We start from the raw sequence: 23,782 nt of genomic DNA on the forward strand, positions 1-23,782 counted from the left end.
TCGTTATCAATTTGATAATAGATTTAGACATATAGGAGGAAGTAGTATGTTATATAATAGCGCATTAGAGTTGATAGGAAACACACCTGTAGTAAGGCTGAATAATTTAGGATGTACTAACGGGTGTTCTAACATATATGTAAAATTAGAAAAAGTAAATCCAGCAGGAAGTATAAAAGATAGAGCAGTTTATGAAATGTTAGAAGGATTAGAAAGAAGAGGAGAATTAAAAAAAGGAGATGTATTAGTCGAAGCAACTAGTGGAAATACTGGTATTGCATTATCTATGATAGGAAAATTAAAAGGATATGAAGTAGTAATAGTAATGCCTGAGACTATGAGTGTTGAGAGAAGAGATTTGATGAAGGCTTATGGAGCAAATTTAGTACTTACAGATGGAAAAGCTGGAATGGCAGGTTCCATAGAAAAAGCAAATGAGCTTTTAAGAGAAAATCCAAACTATAAAAGTTTAAAGCAATTTGAAAATAAAGATAATCCAAATGCACATTATAAAACAACAGCAGTTGAAATTATGAATGATGTTAAAGATTTAGATATATTCGTATGTGGAGTTGGAACAGGTGGTACTTTAATAGGTACTGCGAGATATTTAAAGGAACAAAATCCAAATATAAAAATAATCGCACTTGAACCAAAAAAATCTCCAGCTATATCAGAAAACAAAACTGGACCTCACAAAATACAAGGGATAGGTGCTAATTTTGTTCCTGAGAATTATGATTCTAGTGTAGTTGATGAAGTAATACTAGTAGATGACGAAGATGCATTTGACACAGTTAAATTACTTGCAGCAAAAGAAGGGATTTTAGTGGGGATATCTTCTGGAGCAAATATATTTGGTGCTATAGAAATGGCTAAAAAATATCCAGATAAAAATATAGTAACAGTAGCTCCAGATGGAGTAGATAAGTATATGTCCATGGGACTATTTTAAAAAAATTATTTGAGGGAGTGAATACTTTGTTTAAGAAAATAAATAAAGATATTGAATATATAATGAAAAATGACCCAGCAGCTAGGTCTAAAGTAGAAGTCTTTTTACTTTATCCATCAGTACATGCAATGATAATGCATAGGATGGCTCATGCTCTTTACAAGAAAAAGATGCTTTTTACAGCAAGATTAATATCTCAGATATCCAGATTTATGACTGGTATAGAAATACATCCTGGAGCTAAAATGGGAGAAGGTATATTAATAGACCATGGAATGGGTGTTGTAATTGGAGAAACAGCAGAAGTAGGTAATAGAGTAACAATATATCAAGGAGCTACTTTAGGAGGTACAGGAAAGGACACAGGAAAGAGACATCCAACTGTTGGTGATGATGTATTGATTGGAGCTGGAACAAAAATACTAGGACCTTTAAATGTGGGTTCCAATTCAAAAATTGGTGCAAATTCAGTTGTTGTTAAGGATGTACCTAATGGAGCGACAGTTGTTGGGGTGCCAGCGAAAATAGTAAAAATAAGAAATTTAGAACCTGTAAAAAAGAATAAGAAAGAAGTATCCTATGAGTATGATGAGTTAGATAATGTGTATTATATATAGATTTAGTATGATTATAAAATAAAATTTATGAAAATTATTTTGAAAGGTATTTTTTTAAAATCTGAGGACATAATAAAAAAGAACTAAATGTTAAAGTTTTGGTTCATCAATCTTTGACAAACAAGATTTTAAATTTGTAGCGTTTAGGAGGATTTTATTATGAAAGCAGATGTTAATCAAGATACTTGTATAGGTTGTGGATTATGTCCATCAATATGTCCAGAAGTATTTGATATGAATGATGATGGTAAATCACATGTTATAGTTGATGAAATACCAAGTGATGCTGAAGAATCAGCAAAAGAAGCTAGAGAAAGCTGTCCAGTTGATGCAATAGACGTGCATTAATAAAGTAAATGCCTATAAAAATTGAATCTTCAATTTTTATAGGCATTTGTCTTTTATTCAGTTAAGATTTCAAATCCTGTTTCTGTAACTAAAACCATACACTCCCATTGAGCAGATAATTTACCATCTTCTGTATAGATAGTCCAATCATTTTCTTCATCAACGAAAATCTCATGAGTACCTTCATTTACCATTGGTTCTATTGTAAATATCATTCCAGGAACTAATAACATTTCAGTTCCTTTTTTAGATACATAACTTACAAAGGGGTCTTCATGGAAGCTTAATCCAACTCCATGACCACCAATTTCTCTGACAACAGAGTATCCATTTTTTTGAGCATAGGAGTTGATAGCATCACCTATGTCACCTAAGAATCCCCAGGGTTTAGTAGCTTCAAGACCTTTTTTAATACATTCTTTAGTAACCTCGACTAATTTTCTTGCATTTTCATTAACATTTCCTATCATAAACATTCTTGAAGCATCTGAGTAGTATCCATTAAAAATAGTAGAAACATCTACATTGATAATATCTCCATCTTTTAAGATAATATCTTTACTAGGAATACCATGACAAACTTCATTGTTTATAGATGTACATACACTCTTAGGAAATCCATTATAGTCTAAAGGAGCAGGAATAGCTCCATTTTGTAGTGTAAAGTCATGGACTAATTTATTTATATCTTCTGTAGACATTCCAATTTCAATTTTATCTGAAATATAATCTAAAATCTTTGTATTTATTACTGCACTTTTTTTTATTTCTTCAATTTGCACTGGATTTTTTATAATATCATGAGTTGGCACAATGTGACCTAACCTTGCAAATGAATCTATTTTATTATCCATGTCCATATGGCATTTTTTATATTTTTTAGTACTTCCACACCAACAATTATCATTTCTATTTAACTTCATAGCTCTTCATCCTTTTTATATTATTTATTTAAATTATGGGTTACATAAACTATTTTAAAACATAGCCACCATAAATATTATAACATAAATAACAAGAATCTTTTAATGATAGCACTTTATTAAAAATATAAATTGTATCATTATGTTACTATTGATAAAGAGAACATAGTCAAATGTATTATTGGAAGTTAGAGTATTTAATACTCTAATTCAAGCTGTTCAAGAAAATTATATGTTAAAGGACAATTTTCTTTTAATATATTTCTTGAAACTTCATCGAGATAGTAGTGTACGAATGATTCTGCAAAAAATTCTTCTATAAACTTGCTAATGTAGGTATGTGCAACTTGTTTTGGGTTGTAAAGTTTATATCTTTCTTGAGCAAATATTTCCATGAATTCTTCTGAACTCGATTTTTTATTTAAAACATTTTTATCTATAGCATGTGCAGTCTCATGTAATTCTAAATTTTTAGCTGAATGTACATTTGCATAGCTAGGATTACTATAGCCTATTTTAACTACTATAGAATTGTTTCTATATATGCCAGGTACATCTTTCCAAGTTTTACCTGATCTTACCCAACATGGAGGTAATTGATGCTTTAAATCTTTAAACTCTGATTCATCAGTTAAGTTTGAATTTATCAATTTTATTTTTATATCCTTTTCTTTGAGTGTTTGTAAATACTTAATGTTTATATTTGCAAGCCTATTTTTCATATTTTCAACTTCATCTTTATCATAGTCTAAATCATCAGGAAGCAGAAGCATTTGTTCAATTATATCTATATTGTTTTCCTTCATATCTTCATTTTTTTTATCAAGCTCAGATTGAAAATTATCATTTTCATAGATAGTTATATTTGTATTGTTTTCTATAGGATAAGAGTGAATATTTTCTAAGTCTAAAATATTCATTTGTTGTAAAATATTTTTTGTTTCACCACTCCAAACTACTAAAGAAAGCGAATTAAAATTAATTAATGGATTTTCTTTTATTTTTGTTTCATTGCTTATATCAACATCAAATACATATTCAATAGAGTCTTCTATACTAATAGCATCTGTATTTTTTTTAATATATAAATATGCTTGTTTTAATTCTATATAAATATCATTTAAAGATACGTCATAAAATTCTGATAAATTTTTAATAAAGAGTTCTTCACTTAAAAGTTCATTTTTATCAGTTATACTTTTTATTAAATTGTTAATTTCTTTTATCATATCAGAGATGCTTATTTTTCTATCTGCTTTTTCATTAGATACATTGCATGGCGCAAGAGCAATGCAATAAAAATCTTTTTCTTTTTTGTAAAAGGCTTTAAGTGATTTTGATAAAAGTGTAAAATCTACACCTATCTGTAAATTAACTTTAAGTAATTCATTTTGAGATAATTTAGTATTATTGTTTTTAGCTATAATTAAATTGTTTTCCATAATCATTGCCCCCTTTTTATTAGGGTATCATAATTTTTTTATATGTGTCAATTTATTTTTTTGAAAATTATAATTTTTTTGAAAATTTTATTTTTTATAATTTGTGAATTTTTTATTATAAAAATAAATACGTTATTATTATGTCAAAATTTAGCGTTAGATTCATGTAGAATGGATTCTATACATATGTAAAATACATGTCATTTTATCGATTCTATAATATAATGTTTATATATTTAATAAGGATGTGATTTGAAATGTATTTTACATATATTATAAGATGTAAAGATGATTCTCTATATACTGGATATACCAGTAATATAGTTAGAAGGATGAAGGAACATAAGTTGGGAATTAATTCAAAATATACAAGGGCAAAGGGATTTAAAAAACTAGAAGTTTATTTTGTAACCAACACAAAAAGTAGTGCAATGAAATTGGAATGCTATATAAAGAAATTAACTAGAAACAAAAAATTATCTATAATAAAAAATCCAGAGACACTTATAGATTTAATTGATAATAAAGATGATTATATTGTTGGAAAAGAAATAGAATAATTAGTATAAATCTTTATCATAACATTATAATAAGTGTATATGATGTAAAAACTTGACAATAAATACTATTGTAATATAATGAAGTTATAAATATAATAAATTAAAGTAGCTAGGGGAGCCAAGAGCTGAGAGGAATACCGACCCTTACACCTGATCTGGATAATACCAGCGTAGGAAAGCTTAGTATAAAACTTAAGTGTATATTATTTGTGATATATGCGATTTCTAAGCTATACCTATTGTAGGTATGGCTTTTTTAATTAAGTTATTTAAATTAAACTTTAGGAGGGAATAAATGAGTAATTATGAAATACCAACACTTACAATAGCTGGGTCAGATTCATCTGGAGGAGCTGGAATTCAAGCTGATTTGAAGACTTTTAGTGCAATTGGCACTTATGGTATGAGTGTAATAACAGCTATAACAGCACAAAACACTCAAGGGGTTCTTGCAGTAGAAGATTTAAGTAAGGAAATAATAAAAAAACAGATAGAGGCAGTATTTGAAGATATACCTCCAAAAGCTGTAAAAATAGGAATGGTCTCAAGTCCTGAGATTATACTTGAAATAGTTGAAAATATAAAGAAATACAATCCAAAATATTTGGTAGTAGACCCTGTAATGATATCTAAAAGTGGATATTATTTATTAAAACCAGAAGCAAAAGAAAATCTAATTAAATACTTGATGCCACTTGCATACATAATTACACCAAATATCCCAGAGGCAGAAGAAATCACAGGAATAAAAATAAATAATATAGATGATATGAATAGAGTAGGAAAAGAAATACTACAGCTTGGTCCTAAGTTTGTCCTTATGAAAGGAGGGCATTTAGATGGAGAAGCAGTGGATATTTTAGTTGGTAAAAACATGTTTAAAGTTTATAAAAGTGAAAGAATTGATAAAAAAAATACACATGGAACAGGGTGTACATTATCTTCTGCAATAACCTCTTATTTGGCTTTGGGTTATGAAATAACAGAAGCAGTAAATTTAGGAAAAATCTATATAACAGAGGCAATAAAAAATAGTTTTGACATAGGTCATGGAGTAGGACCAGTTCATCATTTTTATAAATTTGAATAATAAAAAATTGTTGGAGGTAGACTATGTATAATTTAATTGAAGATGTAAAAAAATCAAATCCATTGGTAATTCATTACACTAATAATGTAACTATAAATGACTGTGCTAATGTAACCCTAGCCATAGGAGCAAGTCCTCTTATGAGCTTCTCATATGAAGAAGTAGAAGAAATGGTAAGTATAGCAAATTCTGTAGTAATAAATATAGGAACAATGAATTCAAATATGTTAGATTTATTTTTATTAGCAGGAAAAGCAGCAAATAAATACAATAAACCTGTTATATTAGACCCAGTTGGAGTATTTGCAAGTAAAGCTAGAGCAGAACTTACAAGTAAACTTCTAAATGAAATCAAATTTAATGTAGTTAAGGGTAATATGGCAGAAATAAAGTTTATAGGTGGTTTTGATGTCAGAGGAAAAGGTGTGGATTCATTTGACGAGGAAGAAGATTCTACTGATATAATAAGAAAAGTTTCTGAAAAGCTTGAATGTATAGTAGTAGCAACTGGAAAAGTAGATATAATAACAAATGGTAAAAATACATATAAAATAAATAATGGAACTGATAAATTAAAAGGAGTTACAGGAACTGGATGTATGACTGCTAGTTTAATTGCAAGTTTTATGGCTGTTACTGAGAACACATTAGAAGCAGCTACAATGGGTGTTCTTACAATGTCTTTAAGTGGAGAGTTGGCAAATCTAAACAATCCACCAATAGGAACATTTAAAGAAAATCTTATGAATACTATTTATAAAATGAATATAGAGACTTTAAGTAAAAATTCTAATATCGAATTTTTAAATGAATAAGGGTTTAAGAGGAGACTTAAAATGATAGATAAAGAAAATTTAAAAAAAGACTTAAAGCTGTATTTAGTAACTGACTCTGAAATGATTGAGGGTAGAGATTTTTACAAGTGTATTGAAGATGCAATAGCTTCTGGAATTACAACTGTGCAACTTAGAGAAAAAAATGCTACTGGAAGAGAATTTTTAAAAAAAGCTATGAAGCTTAGAGAAATGACTAAAAGATACGGAGTTAAGTTTATAGTAAATGATAGAGTTGATATAGCACTTATCTGTGATGCAGATGGAGTACACGTAGGTCAAAGTGATATTGATGCGAGAGAAGTTAGAAAGCTTATAGGAAATGATAAGATATTAGGAGTATCAGCAAGAACTTTAGAAGAAGCTATATGTGCCAAAAACGATGGAGCAGATTATTTAGGTATAGGGTCTATATTTACAACATCTACTAAATTAGATGCAAAATCTGCTTCATTTGAAACTATCAAAGAAATTAAAGAAAAAGTAGAGATACCATTTGTATTAATTGGAGGCATAAAACTAGACAATGTAGAGGAGCTTAAGAGCTTAAACAGTGATGGGTATGCTATAATATCTGCTATATTAAAGGCTAAAGATATATCTAAAGAGGTAGAAAAGTGGACATTAAAAATATAAAATTATCTCTAATAGTGAAAAAAATGGAAAAATTTGATATAATTTAAGAGTAAAATTTAAAAAGTTATAAATGATAAACTTTTCTACATATACTTTTTAATCAAGATATATGTAGATTTGATTAAAAAGGAGTTATGAATGATTAGGATATTGTTAGTGTGTGTTGGAGGTATGTCTTCTACTTTATTGGTAAATAAAATGGAGAAAGATGCAAAAAAAAGAAATATAGAGTGTAAAATATGGGCAGCTGGAGAAGGAAATATAGAATCAGAACTTGATAATTTTGATATTTTACTTCTTGGACCACAGCTTAGATTTATGTTTGATGATGTAAAATCTATAGTAGGAGATAGAGCTCCAGTATCTATAATAGATATGGTGAACTATGGAACTTGTAATGGTCACGCTGTATTAAATTCGGTTTTAGAAATATTAAAATAAATCATCTGAAAGTGAACTCTATATAATAGAGTTCACTTTTTATTATAAATTAACTTATCATTTCCTTTTTTAGTCTCCACATAGCAAGTGAAAAACTTGCACAGCATAATATTAAAAATAATAGGATAACAGGTAATATATCTCCAATAAGAATAGTTTCACCAAATATTAAACTACGTAAAGCATTAATAACATGGGTAAATGGATTTAGCATAACAGCTATTTTTAATCCTCCAGATAAAGTTTCTATAGGGAAAAGAGCTGAACTTAAAAAGAAAATAGGAAGCACAATTGCAGTCATAATTGTTTCATAAATTATTTCATTTGGCAACAACAGACTTATAGAATAAGCAAGACTTGATAAAAAAAATGCAGTCATAAATATTAGTACTATCATAAGTATAATTCCTCCAAGTCCAGATTCTATCCTTACTGAGAAGAATATACTTACTACACATAAAACTGTTACTTCTAAGAAAGAAACTAAGATAGCTTCTAGTAATTGACCAAATACAATTGAGTATCTACTAATAGGAGCAATCAAGACTCTATAGAAACTTCCACTGTTCTTCATTATGAAGTTGATAATACCCCCACTACTACATGATGAAAATATAACTAGTATAATAATACCTGGTAGAATGAAAGCAGTATAATTATCAATATTCATATTATTCATAGTTTGATTTGCAATAGAGCTATAAAGAACAAGCCAAAGAAAAGGTTGTAATATAGTAACTATAAACGATATTGGATTTTTAAAACGCCATTTCATACTACGCCATAAGATATTTAACATTCCCATTCCTCCTTTGAGCTTTTTTTAGAACTTGTTAGTGCTAAAAAAACATCTTCAAGGCTTGGCTCTACAATTTCTATTGCATCAAATTTTATGTCATGCTCTAAAAGCCATTTATTTATTGAAGTAAAAGCAATTCTACTATCATGTACACTTATAAAGATTGAATTCTCTCTTATACTCATAAACTTAACAAAACCAGTATTTTTAATTGCATCTTTATATTTTTTTATATCTTTTATATCATGAAAAACTATACGCAATATATTTTGCCTAATGTAACTACGTAAACTAGATGGCGTTCCCTGTGCTAAATCCTTTCCATTCTTCATAATGCAAATGTTATCACTCAATTGTTCAGCTTCTTCAAGATAATGAGTAGTTAGAAATATAGTTGTGCCATACTCATCTCTAATTTTTAATAACATATCCCACATAGATTTTCTTGAATCTACATCCATACCAACAGTTGGTTCATCCAAAAATAGAATTTTAGGAGCAGATACCATATTCATAGCTATGTCTAATCTACGCTTTACTCCACCAGAATATGATGAAGTAGGATATTTTAAGTAATTAGATAACTCGAATTTATCAATTAAAGATTCTATTCTTTGTTTTGTAATTTGAGGTTCTACTTTATACATCTTGCTTTGAAATATCATATTTTCCATAAGAGATAGGTGTTCATCAATAGAGGTTTGTTGTGCTACACAAGCAATTTGAGTACGTATCCAAGAGGGATTATCTACTAAATCTTTTTCAAAGATTGTTACATTTCCAGATGTAGGTTTGTAAAAAGTAGTCAAAATGTTGATAAGAGAAGATTTACCAGCACCGTTAGGACCAAGTAAAGAAAAAATCTCTCCAGCGTTTACATTAAAACTTAGACCATTTAAAGCTTTCACACCGTTTTTATACTCTTTTACTAAATTGTCTATTTCAATTGCTAACATGTATTATTCCTCCTCTTTAAGTGGAAATATGATTTCTGTAATATACTTATCTGGATTTCCTTTTATCAGCATACCTGGTCCTTTAATAAATACTTCTCTCCAAGGAGCTTGTATTTCTATATTGTTTTCATGAATATATTTAAATATCATTTCATACGTTTTTGGTAAATTACTATAAGCACCTATATGAGTAAAAAACAAAGCTTTTGTCTTAGGAAATTCTTTTATATTTATACCAATACGATTTGGAGTTTCTGAGGTTGGAACACATAACTCCATTTCTCCAACACCAGTTTCTTGGTCAACATTATAGTAACAAAAGAATGGAGCTCCATTAGATTTTCCTTTTATAGATTTAAATACATTTGGAAAATATTTTGTTGCTTCAGTCATAGGTCCATTATAACGCATAGTAGCTGCTATGACTGGTTCAATATTTTTGATTTCAATTTTATAACTCATTTGTTTACCTCCTAATATGTGTTAATATTCTTACTAGATTTTTGAATGTCAATACATATAAAATTTTTAAATGGTTGATAATAGATAATCTTATCTCATTTACTTGTTTTCAAGTCTAACATAACATAAAATATATATCCTCTCATTTGGTGCTCCATTTTGTAAAGTTATAATTTAAGCTTTACTTTCAATGTCTTAATAAATTAAAATAAAGTGTAAATTATAAAAAGGTATTTACAAACTAAGTGTATTAATCGTATAATACACTTAATAGAATATTAAATAAAATACGAATTAAAGGTGTATTTTTTTAAAGTAAGTGTACTAACGTATTAATACACTAGAATAGGAGGAAGCATGAATTTTGAACTAGATAATACAACACCCATTTATTTGCAGATAATAAAATATATAAAAAGACAAATAGTAACAGGAGAGTTGAAACCAGGAGATACGATACCGTCAAGAAGAGAAATGGCACTTAATCTAAAAGTAAATCTAAATACTGTTCAAAGAGCATATAAGGAGATGGGAGATATGGATATAATAAACACTTTTAAAAACTATCAAAGTAGTGTAACAGTTGATGAAGATATATTAAAAAACTTAAAGTTAGAATTGATAAATGAATCATTATTTGTTTTTATAGAAAATATGAAAGCAATAAATGTTACTAAAGATGAAGTTTTAAAGATAATAGAAGAAGAGTATTAATCTTTTAACAAGTATAAAACTTAATTTAGAAAATTTATTATACAAGCATATTAGATATGGAGGATATTAAATATGATAGAAATAAAAAATGTAAGTAAAACATATAAAAGGATGCAAGGTCTTAAAATAAGAAAGATAGATGCTTTAAAGAATGTAAGCTTTAATATAGAAAAAGGTAAAATAACTGCATTACTTGGGATAAATGGTGTCGGTAAGTCAACACTGTTAAAAGCAATAGCAGGACTCATAAATATTGATAGTGGAGAGATTTGTATAGATGGAGAAAAGATAAATGAAAAGATATATAATAAACTAGCATTTGTTCCAGATGTAGAATCTCATTTTAGTAATACAACAATAAAAGAAACTTTTGAATTTATGGAAATTTTTTATTCAAAATGGAATAAAGAAAAGTCAAAAGAAATGATGAATATATTTAAATTAGATGAAGATGAAATAATCGATAATTTATCAAAAGGAAACATTGCGAGAGTAAAATTAATCCTTGGATTTTGCCAAGACCCAGAATATATACTACTTGATGAACCATTTACAGGAATTGATTTATTTAAAAGGGAAGAGTTTATAGGAGTAATAGCACAATATATGGAGGAAAATCAAGCTATTATCATAACTACTCATGAAATAGTAGAGATAGAAAGTCTAGTTGATGAGGTTGTAATTCTTGATGAAGGTAAGATTATAACTTCGTTTAATGCGGAGGAATTAAGAGAAAGAGAAGGTAAATCTATATTGGATAAGATGAGGGAGGTATATAAGAATGAATAAACTTCTATATCTAATAAATGTAGATTTAAGAAGAAATAACAAGTTTTACATAACTTATATATCATTTTTTTCATTAATTACGCTTAGTTTAAATTTATATGAAATGAATAAATTTAAGAATTCCAAATTTATTCTAAACTTAGCAGTAGATAATTTTGGAGGTATATTTTATGGAATAGGGATACTTAGTAATCTTAGGTTTATCCAAAATATACTATTATTAGGAATATTAGGGTTATTTGTATACTATGTTTTTATGTGGAAAAGGGAGTTTTTTTCAAAAAATCAAAGTATCTATATTCTTATGATGCTACCTCAGAGTAAGTTTAAGATTTGCATATCTAAATCAATTACTTTGATAACAATGATATATGGTTTTTTGATAAGTCAGATAGCAACATTGTTTGTATGTAAATACATATTTAATTTTATCTTTAGAAATTTGCCAATAATCAATATGTCTTTTGCACAAGATTTATATTATTCAACTTTGAGGAGTATACCTGTTGATTTTATATCTTTTATGGAGATTTATGTATTTTTATTACTTGTAGCTATTTCTATTGCAAATTGTTTCATATTATTTGTATTTTCTTATATAAATAAGCTTTATGTGCTTTTAATCACTTTTGTGATTTTAATAGGTCTGTATTTTTCAACAGTATATATAAATATAATCAATTTGTTTAGAAAATATTATGTGTTCATTGGAACACAATTTAATACTTTAGTAGCTGGTGTGCTAAGCTTTTTAATTATAATGTTTATTCTAAATGGAATATCTTATTTACTAATTAAAAAGAAAGTATCTCTTTAGGAGGGGTGGTATGAAATTAAAATCTAAAACATCTATACTTATTATATTTTTGACTCTAGTAATATATTTTAGTATAGGTTTGTTAAATAATGAAGACAATTTGCAGATAAAAACTATAAAAGGTGACCCAGATGAATTAGACTATATAAACATAAAGTTTGGATATAATTTTAATGGATATATAAATTCATATTATACAATAAATGGAAACAATAAAGTTAAAAAGACTGAATTAGTGAAACAACAAAAAGAGAGTGAAAATATAAACAATTTAATTGATGTATCTAGTGGTTCCGATTTAATTGCTCATGTTGGTTTTGAAACAAATGATAATTCAAAAGATATAAATTTTGTTATAGATGAGAAAAAAGAAGATTTGGACAAAGGTGTATTTGCATCTGAAGGAAGTGATAAGGACATTGAATATGAAAAATTAGATATGAATAATTTTAAAAGAACGAAATATAAAGTAGATAAAAGTACTGATGATTATTATACAAAGGTACTATCATCAAAAAGATATAAAAAAGACTTATATGTGTCTGTATTTTATGGTGCTATAGGAGATTCATCAGAAACCAACAAAGAAGGCTTAAGTACCATAGATATAATAAAAATTAACCCCAAAAATAAAAAAATACAGACGATAAAAAGTATAAATTTAAGTAATTATTTTTTTGAAAAATATTCAAATGTAGATACTATTCGTGTAGGATATGCTAGTAAAGGTCAAGATAAAATGTATATTTTAGTAGAAGTATTAAAGGCAAATATAGATGGTAATAATAATTCTGAATTTACTCTATTTGAGCATTTACTTGAGTATAATGTTGAAGAAAATAAAGAAAAAATAATAGAATTAAAAACTGATGATAGAATGAATAATTTAGTAAAAGCAACTCTAAAAGATAATAAATTATATATGGTAATGTCAAATGATTATGATGACAGTCCAGGTACAAAGTTAAGTTTACTTACTTATAATATGTTGGATAAGAATATGAGTGAAGATAAGTATGTTTTAGATGACAAAGAAAAAAGAGGAGTTAAAAATGTTGAGATTGACTCAAATAAAATCATTATATATACATCAAAGCTAGACCCTGTATTACCTTGGGATGATAAATTTACGTTGTATATAATAAATAAAAACTCTAATGAAATAGTGTACGAAGGAAAATTACAGTTTAATACTTCAAATAGTAGTTTAGAATTTGAAATAAAGTAGGTGAATTAATGAAGGATTTAATAAAATTATTCGAATTTGAATTAAAAAGAAATATAAAAAATTATATATTTATAATTTGTTGTTGTTGTTCTTTTGTGGTTTTAAATATAGTAAGAAATTTAAATGATTATAATTATATAATAGAAAATGCAGTTAAAGATGAGCAGTTAACGAAAATAGGAGATACAATAGAAACAATAAATTTGACAGGTTTCTCAAGTTTTAGAAATATAATGAGTTCTACAGAATCATGGTTTATGTTTGGTATAATTGCATGTATTTGCTATGCTTTTTTTATCTGGTATAGGGATTTTGATGGGAGAAGCAAATCTATATATACACTTATAATGCTTCCTAGAAATAGAATCAATATTTATATATCAAAATTATTAAATATAGTATTTTTAGTGTATAGTTACACAATAATATTTACAATAATTTTATTTGTTGTAAGCAAAGTGTTGCCTAATTATATGCTTGGAAATATTGCAAACTATGGTTTTGTACAAGAAACAATATATAAGTTAAAAATGTTACTTCCATATAGTTTTGAAATATTATTTGTAGAGTATATATTTTTACTGATAGGATTTGTGTCTGTAGTGTTTACATCAATTCTTATAAATAAATCCATTTATAAACTAAGTACTTTAATAAGTTTCATGTTTTTAGTTTTGGAAATTATAGTATTTGTAATTTCTGTGGAATTTATTATACCCTATGAATACAGTAATATATTTGTTATCTTATATTCAAGTATAAACATATTTATGTGTAGCTTTATATCTAATAAACTTTTGAAGCAAAAAATTGATTTTTAGGAGGTGTATTATGAAAGAAAAAAATATAGGAAAATATACAATATATTTTATAATAGCGTGTTTATTGATGATTGTTATGACTTCGATGTTGAGTTATTTTAATAAAGACAAACTATCCATAAATACTTTAAAGGGTAATATAAAAGACATAGGAAAAGTAAGTTTAGTATATACGCCTAATATAAATAAATTTTCTTATGAAGAGGTAATTATAAGTAAGAATGGAATAAAAAATGATACAAATCCTAAATCAAAAATTGGAAATGATTATTTGAATATAGATAAAAAATACAGCGATTTTATTAATAATAGAGGATATGAATTTGTATATAAAGATAATTTAAATATAGGAGAGGCATATACTTCCATTAAGTCTACTTTGGAACAAGAAAATGATAAATTAAATGATTGTATAAAGATTTCAAATAAAGATTTAAAAAGTGACTTAGAAGAAAGTTTTAATATTAATTTAAAAGAAGCTGATTTTAAAGAAAATAGTTGTCAAACTGTGTTTAATAAAATATATAAAGGTAACTTATATATGGCAGTTAGCGAAACTAATCTTTCAGATTCTAAAGTCAATAACATTTGCATATTAAAGATAGATATAAAAGATAAGTCTTATAAATTATTAAACAGGTTTAATTTAGACTTACATAATGGATATAAACAAAATATACATGAAATCAAATTTTCTATAGGAAGCAAAATCTATTTAGAAATGTTAAATAATAAAAGTACAAATGGAAATATTGAGGGGTATGATAATTATTCTAACTTTATTGTATATGATATAGAAGATAATGCTTTTAATATTAGTAATAAATTTATGGATAATCTAAATCAAGAAAAAAATGCCAATCCAAAAGAAATGGGCTTATTAAGCAAAACAAAGCTAGATTATATTGTCAAAAACAATAAGTTGAATCTTATAGTTACAGACATGAGTAATTCTGTAATTAATCTTGTTTATAATATTGATTCAAATGATATTAAACTAGAGCATTATGAGATACTTGATTTTAAAGTAGATTATAATAATATGTCATCTGGAATTAGAAAAGTTAAGTTATTAGATGATAAGATATATTCTATTTCAAACATAAAAGAGACTCTATCAGGAGAGAAAAAAGGAAGTAAAGAGGTCTTTGATGTAATTGGAACTAAACCAGTAAAATTTCAGGTATTTGATATTAAACGTAAAAAGACATTATATGAAGCTGAGCTAATAAATGGAGATATAAGTTTACATGACAAGTTATTTTTTGTTGCAAATTAGATGATATTGTTAATTACATCAATTTATGTTGTTATATATTTAATATATATTAAATAGAAATAAGATGAGATAATCATAAATATGTTTTGATTATTTTATCTTATTTTTAAATTTAGTATAAAGAGTTTTTTGCTATTTTTTTGCTTTATACATAACCATTTAACTTGAATTTAATTCACTTAGATTTGAAATAGTATGAGTATAGTGGTAAAATTAATTATTAGAATATTAAAAATAATAACTAAATAATACAATATACTTAAAAAGGGGGAGCACTTTAAGATGAACAAAAAATATATTAAAGCAGGAAATTTAATTGATGGAACAGGAAATAGTATTATGAAAAATAAGGGTGTAATTATTGAGGGAGATACTATAGTTGAAATTGAAGATATAAGAGAAGATTTAAATGGATATGATGTATATGATTACTTAGATAAAACTGTTATGCCAGGAATTATGAATTGTCATGTTCACTTGACAATGGAGCCAGTTGGAAATCCAAAGGTTTATTATGACAATGTATCAGATGTAGAGCTTGTGGTAAATACAATAAAACAACTTGATGCTTATTTAGATTCAGGAGTAACATATATTAGAAGTCTAGGTTGCCCTAAATATGTGGATGTACAACTTAAAAGTCTTGTAGACAAGGGGTCTATAGATGGTCCTGGTATAGTTACTTCAGGTCCAGTTATATGCATGACAGGAGGTCATGGATACTACTTTGGCATTGAAAGTGATGGTGTAGATGAATGTAGAAAATCAGCCAGAACAGTTTTAAAGAATGGAGTAGACTGTGTAAAGATAATGGCAACTGGAGGTGTGACAACTGATGGAGTTGAGCCAGGTTCACCACAATTGACTTTAGAAGAAATGAAGGTTGCTGTAGAGGAGGCTGTAAAAGCAGGCAAAATAACAGCTACACATGCACAAGGTAGAACAGGTATAAAAAATGCAGTACTTGCAGGAATAACTTCTATAGAACATGGTGTTTATTTAGATGATGAGATAATCGATTTGATGTTAGAAAGAGGAACATACTTAGTTCCAACTGTAGCTGCTCCATATTTTATTTTAAATGCAGGAAGAGAAAGTGGGATAACTGAGGCTACTCTTAGAAAGTGTGAAATTGTTGCTATTCCACATAAAGAATCATTTTTAAAAGCCTATAAAAAAGGAATTAAAATTGCGGTTGGTTCTGATGCAGGAACTTCTTACAATGAGCATGGGAAGACATATTATGAAATGAAACTAATGTCAGATTATGGTATGGATAATATGGATGTAATAGTGGCTGCCACAAAAACTGCATCTGAGCTTTTAAGAATTGATAAAAATTATGGGACTTTAGAAAAAGGAAAGAAAGCAGATGTTATAGTTGTAAACGGAAATCCTATAGATAATATAGATGTACTATCTGAGGTATTAGCAGTATTTAAACTTGGTAAAAAAGTTAGATAAGAAAGCAATATAAAAATAAAAAAGAGCGTCTAAAGTTAATTTTACATAGACACTCTTTTTTATTAGTAACAATCAAATATTTTATATTTTAAAGAATATATGCTATTTTGTATTTAAATATAGTATTTTAAAATTGTTTTATGCAATATAGTCTATAGAATCTACACATACAAAGTATATTCTTGAGTCATTAGAGTTTCCAAGTACTAAAACATCGTTTTTCTTACCTAAAACTTCAACACCAGTTAAAACTAAACTACCAGCTACTACAGTAACTTGATTATTTATTTTAGAAGTATAAAGGTTGTCAAGTATACCTTTATTACAACAACAATCATCACAATCACAGTTGCAATTGCAGTCTTTATATTGTTTTTTATCAAGATAATATCCTAAAGCTGCCACAAAATCATTATAATCTCCAGGTGCAACATTAAAAGCAACTGCTTTAAGAGAACATAATGATGCTAAATCTACAGTTGTTAGTGGATTTATTGTAGCAACTATATAATCAATTATATCATCAAGTATTGAATTTAATATACCTCCTAGGTCTATATTAGCAGGTACTGCTGCCTCTATAAGAGCAACTAATTCAGCTATCCCTGGAATAGTACCAATTGAACTAACTAATCCGCCAAGTGTCAATGGAATTGGTTTAGGATAATATATTTGACCAGATATATCTATTAAATCGCAGTTACAAGCTGAAAATCTTTTAAAAGTAGCATTAAGTCCAGATAGATTGTCTTTTGGAGGTAAAGAGTAATCTATACCTACTAAATAAGCACCAACTATAAAGAAATCTGAAATAAAAGCAAATTGATTGAAATTAACAAAAGGTCTTATTGCATCATATCTTAAAAGTTCTAATGCATCTTTCATGCTTTTTTTGCAGCAGCAATGTTCAGCTACTTTAGGTTCTTTGCACTTACTTGGGTAATTATAGCATCTATCATCTGTTTGATAATTGTCATAATATCTATCTTCTATTTGATAGTTATCATAGTATCTATCATTTGTATTTATATAACCTTCTTCATATTCTTGAGAAAATCTAAAATTTTCTCTACATTTATTATTTTCCATTAAATGAACTCCTTTTATATTTTGATTTGAATATATAGATGATTAAGTTTATCTATATAGTAATATTATATTTGGTTTGTAAAAAAATGTTACAAAAGATATTATAAAAGAATAAAAAAAGATAATTTGTCAAATGATAGTATAAATTTCTATGAACAATCTATTTTAAAACAAAAAACTGTATATAAAAAAGGTTTATATGTTATATTTATATAAATATATCTATAAATAAGAAGGGAGTAATTTGATAAATGATTGAGGTTGATAAATTATGTAAGTCTTTTACAAGGGTTGTAAAAGATGATAAGAATAAAAATTCAATAGGAAAGTTAAAGAAAATAAAAACTAAAAAAGAAGAATTTCTTGCTGTGAACAATGTTTCTTTTAAAGTTACAGAAGGCGAGATTGTGGGAATATTAGGTCCAAATGGTGCGGGAAAAACGACATTACTTAGAATGTTAGGGGGGATATTAACACCAACATCAGGGTACATAAGTGTTTCTGGATACGATTATTCAGTAAATAGAAATTCAGCAAAAAAAGAAATAGGATATTTGTCTGGAAATACAAAACTATATGGAAGACTTTCTCCAAGAGAACTTCTAACAACTTTTGGAAGCTTATACGAAATGTCAAAGGAGGATATAGAAGAATCAATTGAAAATGTTATAAAGATAATGGATATGAGTGAATTTATAGATAATAGAATTGAAAATCTATCAACTGGTCAAACTCAAAGAACATCTATAGCTCGTTGTCTAATACATTCTCCAAAAGTGTACATTTTTGATGAGCCAACATTGGGTCTTGATGTTTTAAGTAGTGCATCTATAATAGATTTTATGAAGAATGAAAAACTAAGAGGAAAAACTGTTCTGTATTCAACTCATTATATGGAGGAAGCAGAAACCTTATGTGATAAGATTTTTATGATTCACAATGGAAAAATAATTGCATCAGGAACACCAGAGAGTTTAAAAGAGGAATCTGGAGTAAATAACTTGAGAGACGTATTTATAAAACTTGCTAGAAAGGAGGAAGTTTAGATGAGAAGTAAGATTGTAAAATACATATTTAAAAAAGAAATGTTGGATATATTGAGAGATAAAAAGACATTATTTATGATGATTGTTTTACCACTTCTTTTGTATCCTTTACTTATGTTATTGATGATGCAGGTAATGAATATGTCTGCAAATAGTATGAATAGCAAGGATATAAATATAGCTTTTGATAATAAACCAAATAATGTATTAGTATCAATGATTGAAGAAAATAATTTAGGCAAAGATACTGAAAGAAAAGAAAATGCAAATGATAAAGGAAAGATAAGGATACTTGATGTTGATAATTATAAAAAGTCATTAGAAGAAAATAAAATTGATGCCTATATAAAGATAGAAGAAAAACAAGCATCTACAAGCTATAAAATATATATGAATTCTTCTCAAGAAAATTCTTCTAATGCAGTAAAGAGAATTGAAACTGTTTTAGATAAATACAAAAGACTTACTATAGAAAAAAAATTATCTGAGAAAGGTTTAGATGTACAATCTACATTAGAGCCTTTAACATATAACACTGTAGATGTTGCAAAGACAGAAGAAGTGGCAGGCTATTTTTTAGGGCAGATATTACCATTCATATTGATAATAGGGGTTTTGCTTGGTTCAATATATCCAGCAATAGATGTTATGGCTGGAGAAAAGGAAAGAGGTACATTAGAAACTCTATTTACGCTTCCAATATCAAATTTAGAATTAGTTATGGGAAAATATATGGCTGTTTCTCTTAGTGCAATAGTAACAGCAATTTTAAATATTTTATCTATGGGATTGACCATGGCATTTATTTTAATTAGTGGAGGTCTTAGTAGTCAATTTGGGTTTGGAAATTTCAATTATGGAGGTTTAATTTTACCAATTATAACTACTTTAATTTGTATATGTCTGTTTTCGATGGTAGTGGCAGCAATTAGTATGTGTGTATGTTCACTAGCAAAAAGTTTTAAAGATGCTCAAAACTACATAACACCTCTTATGTTAATTATTATGATACCATCATATGTCTCTATGATACCAAATATAGTGTTAGATAGGGTAACATCTGTAATACCTGTGGTAAATATATCACTACTTATAAAAAGCGTATTGTCTTTTAAAAGTGATTTAAATTTAATAGCTTTGGTTCTAGCATCAAATATAGCTTTTGTTATATTAGCAATCATATTACTATCTAAGATGTTCAATTCAGAGGAAATACTTTTTGGTAATAGTAAAAGCTTTTCTTTTTTAGAGAAAAGATGTGATATAAAAAAAGGTTCTATACCAACTATAAGCGATGGTATTATTTTATACGCAGTTGGATTAGTACTTTTAATTTATGTTGGTTCTTTAGTACAAATAAAATTTGGAATGGGTGGTATCATAATGACACAATTTATGATAATTTCATTACCATTAATATTTGCATACTATATTAAAGCTGATTTTAGAGAAGTGTTTAGCTTGAAAGTTCCTAAGTTAAAACACATACTTGGTAGTATTGTTCTTTGGATTGGTGGATATATTCTTATCATGATTATAACACAACTAATTTTATTCTTGTTTCCTCAAAACATGGAAGTTGCTGAAAGTTTAAATGAAGCCCTTTTTATGAAAGACAAGTTTTTATTAAATTTACTAATAATAGCTTTATTACCAGCGATATGTGAAGAAATGTTTTTTAGAGGATTTATATTTTCTTCATTTAGTAAATCAAAAGATAAGAAGAGGTCTGTTAAGTTGGCTATAATATGTAGTGGAGTATTATTTGGTATTATGCATATGGATTTTATAAGAATAATTCCAACATCTATACTGGGTATTATATTTGCATATAGTGTATATAAATCTGGTTCTATATTTGTATCAATGTTATTACATTTTTTGAATAACAGTATAGCAATTGTAGTAAGTCATTATACAACTGGAAATGTAGCTAATCTATATAAATTTATTGAGGTCGATTTTGCCAATTTAAATATACTTAAATTTATTTTAATTATTTTAATAAGTTTTATATTAGTTGTATTTGGAGTAAGAATTTTGTATAGAAAATCTTCAAAAAGTTAAATATAGATTTACTATATATTAAAATATTGAATAGCACTAAAGTATCTTATATATAAAATACTTTAGTGCTATTTTATATATTTTCTTTATTTTTCAATTATATAAACTCTTTATTGTTTCATTTATATAATATTTTCATTATATAAATGAAACAATAAAGAGTTTTAATTTTAGAGATTTATAGTTAAAAAATCAATTATAAAGTGAGGTATTAAAAAATTTAAATTATATATTTTTTAATTTAGTTAGGTATAAAATCTAAGAATTAGTTTGTCGAAATAAATATAGAAAGAAAAAGTAGAAAAAATAAAGCATGAATATGTTGCAAATACTATGTTTTAGTAAAAAGTAGTCATTTCTTGTAAAATGGATAGTTTATATTTATTTTAAATTCCATGAAATTTTTAGCTACTATAATTATAGAATGTAGTATATTAGTTGTCTTAACTATTGATTTATACATTTCATATCGGTATAATATAAAATAAATTGGATTATTTTGGCATATAATTATTGATAAAAGATGCTTGTTTTTCTTTAAGTTATCTGAAAAGTTTTATTTTTATATTATAATTTTACTATTTTCTTTTTAAAACTATCCATTTTACAAGAAATGGAAACTTTTGGGATATGCTTATTTGCTAACAGTTTATAATAAAATAGAGGTGCTTTAATGGGAGGAAATTTTTATGAGGGATTTACAAAAAAAATTAATGTTTTTTTTATTTATATGTATAATTTTACAAATTACACATACAATACCAGTTTATTCTTTAAATGAATTTTATAAAAACAACTCCCTAAATAACTTTGAATCTATTATGTTTAATAATCAATTTATTAGTGAATATTCATTACAGGTAATATGTATTATGACTATAATATGTGTACTACTTATCCTCTATATAATATATGATAAATTAAATTTTAGAGTTAAATTGCAAAAGATAGCTTATACAGATAGTCTTACAGGGGCAAGTACTATGGATAAGTTTGTGATTGATGCTAACAAAATATTATACAAAAATAATCAAGAAAAATATGCTTTATTGTACATAGATATTGATAAATTTAAATATATAAATGACCTATTTGGATATGAAGTTGGAAATGAAATTTTACGTAATTTAACTAAGATTATTAAAAATAATATATTTGAAGATGAGATATTTGCAAGAATATCTGCTGATAATTTTACTATAATTATGAGATATACAGAAGAAAAAGATATAACAAATAGATTAAATAATATATTTGAAGAATTGGATTTATTTAATAATAATCAAGAGGAAAAGTATAAACTTGTTTTGAGCTGTGGAATCTACTTTATACTTTCAGAAGATAGAGACATTAACTCAATTATAGATAGGGCTAATATACCTCATAAAATGGCAAAAGGAGGACATAAAAGTTCTTATGCATTTTATGATAATAAGATTCATGACCAAGAAATAAAAGAAAAAGAGATGGAAAATACAATGTTTTCAAGTTTAGAAAATAAAGAATTTATTGTACATTTGCAACCTAAAATAGAACTTAATACAGGAGAAATACAAGGTTCAGAAGCACTTGTTCGATGGAAAAGTTCTGATAAAGGTTTAATACCTCCAAATGAGTTTATCCCATTTTTTGAAAAAAATGGTTTTGTGATAAATTTAGATTTATATGTACTTGAAGAGATATGTATACAGCTTAGAAAATGGATTGATACAGGTATAAATCCAGTTACCATTTCAGTTAATGTTTCAAGGATACATTTATATTGCAATAATTTTATAGAAACATATAAAAATATAATTGATAAATATGATATACCTGCAAAATATATAGAACTTGAACTTACAGAAAGTATTATATTTGATAATTTTGATATTTTAATTGATATAATGAATAATTTAAAAGAGATAGGATTTTTGATATCTATGGATGATTTTGGCTCAGGCTATTCATCTTTAAATATGTTAAAAGAAATTCCTATGGATATTTTGAAGCTTGACCAAAAATTTATTATGGAAACTTATAATAGCAATAGAAGTAAGATAATTGTTACCAAAGTTGTAGAAATGGCAAAAGAATTAGGTATGAAAGTGGTATCAGAAGGCGTTGAGACAGAAGAACAGTTTGAGCTTTTAAAGGAAGTAAAATGTGATATGGCACAAGGATATTTGTTTGGAAAACCAATGCCAATTGAAGAATTTGAAAAATTGATTATGTATAGCTCAATAAAATAGGACTTAATTTATCTTATAAATTTAATAAATTATATTAAAAATGAACTCTAGTATAGTGTTCATTTTTTTGTGAACTTTTTTATATACTTTCTAAGGTAGTAAAATATCTAACTAAGATTAAAAGGAGATTAATATAAAGATATTATACTAATTAAAAAGTAAATTGATAAATCTT

Annotated in this window: 24 protein-coding genes and 1 riboswitch; of the genes, 18 read left to right on the top strand and 6 right to left on the bottom strand. The window is 26.5% G+C overall.

Annotation, left to right across the window (positions count from 1 at the left end; all coding sequences use genetic code 11):
- Positions 1-46 precede the first annotated feature (46 nt).
- The 3 genes from cysK to ACTG47_RS08065 all read left to right on the top strand — a co-directional run bounded on the left by cysK (position 47) and on the right by ACTG47_RS08065 (position 1,920).
- The gene (gene cysK / locus ACTG47_RS08055; protein WP_479926753.1) at positions 47-955 is read left to right on the top strand and encodes a cysteine synthase A; all 909 of its coding nucleotides are present in this window, start codon (positions 47-49) and stop codon (positions 953-955) included.
- A gap of 26 nt (positions 956-981) precedes the next feature.
- Positions 982-1,572, top strand: coding sequence for a serine O-acetyltransferase EpsC (epsC, locus tag ACTG47_RS08060; protein WP_479926754.1), 591 nt, complete (start codon positions 982-984; stop codon positions 1,570-1,572).
- Positions 1,573-1,731: 159 nt separating this feature from the next.
- The gene (locus ACTG47_RS08065; RefSeq protein ID WP_021384372.1) at positions 1,732-1,920 is read left to right on the top strand and encodes a ferredoxin; all 189 of its coding nucleotides are present in this window, start codon (positions 1,732-1,734) and stop codon (positions 1,918-1,920) included.
- A 53-nt stretch (positions 1,921-1,973) separates the two neighbouring features.
- Here the strand turns inward: ACTG47_RS08065 and ACTG47_RS08070 are convergent, their stop codons facing one another.
- The gene (locus ACTG47_RS08070) at positions 1,974-2,843 is read right to left on the bottom strand and encodes a methionyl aminopeptidase (protein WP_169468150.1); all 870 of its coding nucleotides are present in this window, start codon (positions 2,841-2,843) and stop codon (positions 1,974-1,976) included.
- A 197-nt stretch (positions 2,844-3,040) separates the two neighbouring features.
- Positions 3,041-4,285, bottom strand: a complete 1,245-nt coding sequence (locus ACTG47_RS08075; protein WP_479926755.1) for an anthrax toxin lethal factor-related metalloendopeptidase — start codon at positions 4,283-4,285, stop codon at positions 3,041-3,043.
- Between the two features lie 257 nt (positions 4,286-4,542).
- On the opposite strand from ACTG47_RS08075, the gene ACTG47_RS08080 reads away from it, so the two are divergent.
- The 5 genes from ACTG47_RS08080 to ACTG47_RS08100 all read left to right on the top strand — a co-directional run bounded on the left by ACTG47_RS08080 (position 4,543) and on the right by ACTG47_RS08100 (position 7,845).
- The gene (locus ACTG47_RS08080; protein WP_479926756.1) at positions 4,543-4,845 is read left to right on the top strand and encodes a GIY-YIG nuclease family protein; all 303 of its coding nucleotides are present in this window, start codon (positions 4,543-4,545) and stop codon (positions 4,843-4,845) included.
- Between the two features lie 101 nt (positions 4,846-4,946).
- Positions 4,947-5,039: riboswitch (TPP riboswitch) on the top strand.
- A gap of 101 nt (positions 5,040-5,140) precedes the next feature.
- Positions 5,141-5,935: a bifunctional hydroxymethylpyrimidine kinase/phosphomethylpyrimidine kinase gene (thiD, locus tag ACTG47_RS08085; protein ID WP_479926757.1), complete on the top strand. Its 795-nt coding sequence runs from the start codon at positions 5,141-5,143 to the stop codon at positions 5,933-5,935.
- 23 nt (positions 5,936-5,958) lie between these two features.
- Positions 5,959-6,750 carry a hydroxyethylthiazole kinase gene (thiM, locus tag ACTG47_RS08090; RefSeq protein ID WP_479926758.1) on the top strand — a complete coding sequence of 264 codons (792 nt, stop codon included), beginning with the start codon at positions 5,959-5,961 and terminating at the stop codon, positions 6,748-6,750.
- A 21-nt stretch (positions 6,751-6,771) separates the two neighbouring features.
- A complete protein-coding gene (thiE, locus tag ACTG47_RS08095) occupies positions 6,772-7,404 on the top strand; it encodes a thiamine phosphate synthase (RefSeq protein WP_479926759.1) in 633 nt (210 codons plus the stop codon).
- Positions 7,405-7,542: 138 nt separating this feature from the next.
- Entirely contained in the window at positions 7,543-7,845 is a 303-nt protein-coding gene (locus tag ACTG47_RS08100; protein WP_479926760.1) for a PTS sugar transporter subunit IIB, read from the top strand.
- Between the two features lie 49 nt (positions 7,846-7,894).
- Here the strand turns inward: ACTG47_RS08100 and ACTG47_RS08105 are convergent, their stop codons facing one another.
- From ACTG47_RS08105 to ACTG47_RS08115, 3 genes are read right to left on the bottom strand one after another with little or no spacing between them, the layout of a single operon-like run.
- Positions 7,895-8,644 carry an ABC transporter permease gene (locus ACTG47_RS08105; protein WP_479926761.1) on the bottom strand — a complete coding sequence of 250 codons (750 nt, stop codon included), beginning with the start codon at positions 8,642-8,644 and terminating at the stop codon, positions 7,895-7,897.
- Complete coding sequence (locus ACTG47_RS08110) at positions 8,638-9,600, bottom strand: ABC transporter ATP-binding protein (RefSeq protein ID WP_479926762.1); 963 nt, start codon at positions 9,598-9,600, stop codon at positions 8,638-8,640. Before ACTG47_RS08110 ends, ACTG47_RS08105 begins: the two co-directional genes overlap by 7 nt.
- A gap of 3 nt (positions 9,601-9,603) precedes the next feature.
- Positions 9,604-10,062 carry a GyrI-like domain-containing protein gene (locus ACTG47_RS08115; RefSeq protein WP_479926763.1) on the bottom strand — a complete coding sequence of 153 codons (459 nt, stop codon included), beginning with the start codon at positions 10,060-10,062 and terminating at the stop codon, positions 9,604-9,606.
- Positions 10,063-10,419: 357 nt separating this feature from the next.
- Here ACTG47_RS08115 and ACTG47_RS08120 point away from each other — a divergent pair, with 357 nt between their 5' ends.
- From ACTG47_RS08120 to ACTG47_RS08150, 7 genes are all read left to right on the top strand, one after another.
- Complete coding sequence (locus ACTG47_RS08120; RefSeq protein WP_479926764.1) at positions 10,420-10,776, top strand: GntR family transcriptional regulator; 357 nt, start codon at positions 10,420-10,422, stop codon at positions 10,774-10,776.
- A gap of 72 nt (positions 10,777-10,848) precedes the next feature.
- Complete coding sequence (locus ACTG47_RS08125) at positions 10,849-11,565, top strand: ABC transporter ATP-binding protein (RefSeq protein ID WP_169468130.1); 717 nt, start codon at positions 10,849-10,851, stop codon at positions 11,563-11,565.
- Complete coding sequence (locus tag ACTG47_RS08130; protein WP_479926765.1) at positions 11,558-12,382, top strand: ABC transporter permease; 825 nt, start codon at positions 11,558-11,560, stop codon at positions 12,380-12,382. Before ACTG47_RS08125 ends, ACTG47_RS08130 begins: the two co-directional genes overlap by 8 nt.
- Before the next feature lie 10 nt (positions 12,383-12,392).
- Positions 12,393-13,610 carry a hypothetical protein gene (locus tag ACTG47_RS08135; RefSeq protein ID WP_479926766.1) on the top strand — a complete coding sequence of 406 codons (1,218 nt, stop codon included), beginning with the start codon at positions 12,393-12,395 and terminating at the stop codon, positions 13,608-13,610.
- 8 nt (positions 13,611-13,618) lie between these two features.
- A complete protein-coding gene (locus ACTG47_RS08140) occupies positions 13,619-14,431 on the top strand; it encodes a hypothetical protein (RefSeq protein WP_169468125.1) in 813 nt (270 codons plus the stop codon).
- 10 nt (positions 14,432-14,441) lie between these two features.
- Positions 14,442-15,710 (top strand): hypothetical protein, encoded by a 1,269-nt coding sequence (locus ACTG47_RS08145; RefSeq protein WP_479926767.1) that lies wholly within the window; start codon positions 14,442-14,444, stop codon positions 15,708-15,710.
- 282 nt (positions 15,711-15,992) lie between these two features.
- A complete protein-coding gene (locus ACTG47_RS08150) occupies positions 15,993-17,174 on the top strand; it encodes a metal-dependent hydrolase family protein (RefSeq protein ID WP_479926768.1) in 1,182 nt (393 codons plus the stop codon).
- A gap of 138 nt (positions 17,175-17,312) precedes the next feature.
- Here ACTG47_RS08150 and ACTG47_RS08155 read toward each other — a convergent pair whose 3' ends face one another.
- A complete protein-coding gene (locus ACTG47_RS08155; protein ID WP_479926769.1) occupies positions 17,313-18,263 on the bottom strand; it encodes a CotA family spore coat protein in 951 nt (316 codons plus the stop codon).
- 251 nt (positions 18,264-18,514) lie between these two features.
- Here ACTG47_RS08155 and ACTG47_RS08160 point away from each other — a divergent pair, with 251 nt between their 5' ends.
- From ACTG47_RS08160 to ACTG47_RS08170, 3 genes are all read left to right on the top strand, one after another.
- On the top strand, positions 18,515-19,309 hold the full coding sequence (locus tag ACTG47_RS08160; RefSeq protein WP_169468121.1) for an ABC transporter ATP-binding protein: 795 nt from the start codon (positions 18,515-18,517) through the stop codon (positions 19,307-19,309).
- Positions 19,310-21,376, top strand: coding sequence for an ABC transporter permease subunit/CPBP intramembrane protease (locus ACTG47_RS08165; protein ID WP_479926770.1), 2,067 nt, complete (start codon positions 19,310-19,312; stop codon positions 21,374-21,376).
- A 689-nt stretch (positions 21,377-22,065) separates the two neighbouring features.
- Entirely contained in the window at positions 22,066-23,607 is a 1,542-nt protein-coding gene (locus tag ACTG47_RS08170; RefSeq protein WP_169468119.1) for a bifunctional diguanylate cyclase/phosphodiesterase, read from the top strand.
- The last annotated feature ends 175 nt before the right edge of the window (positions 23,608-23,782 follow it).

The organism is Clostridioides sp. LIBA-6622 (genome assembly GCF_056716095.1).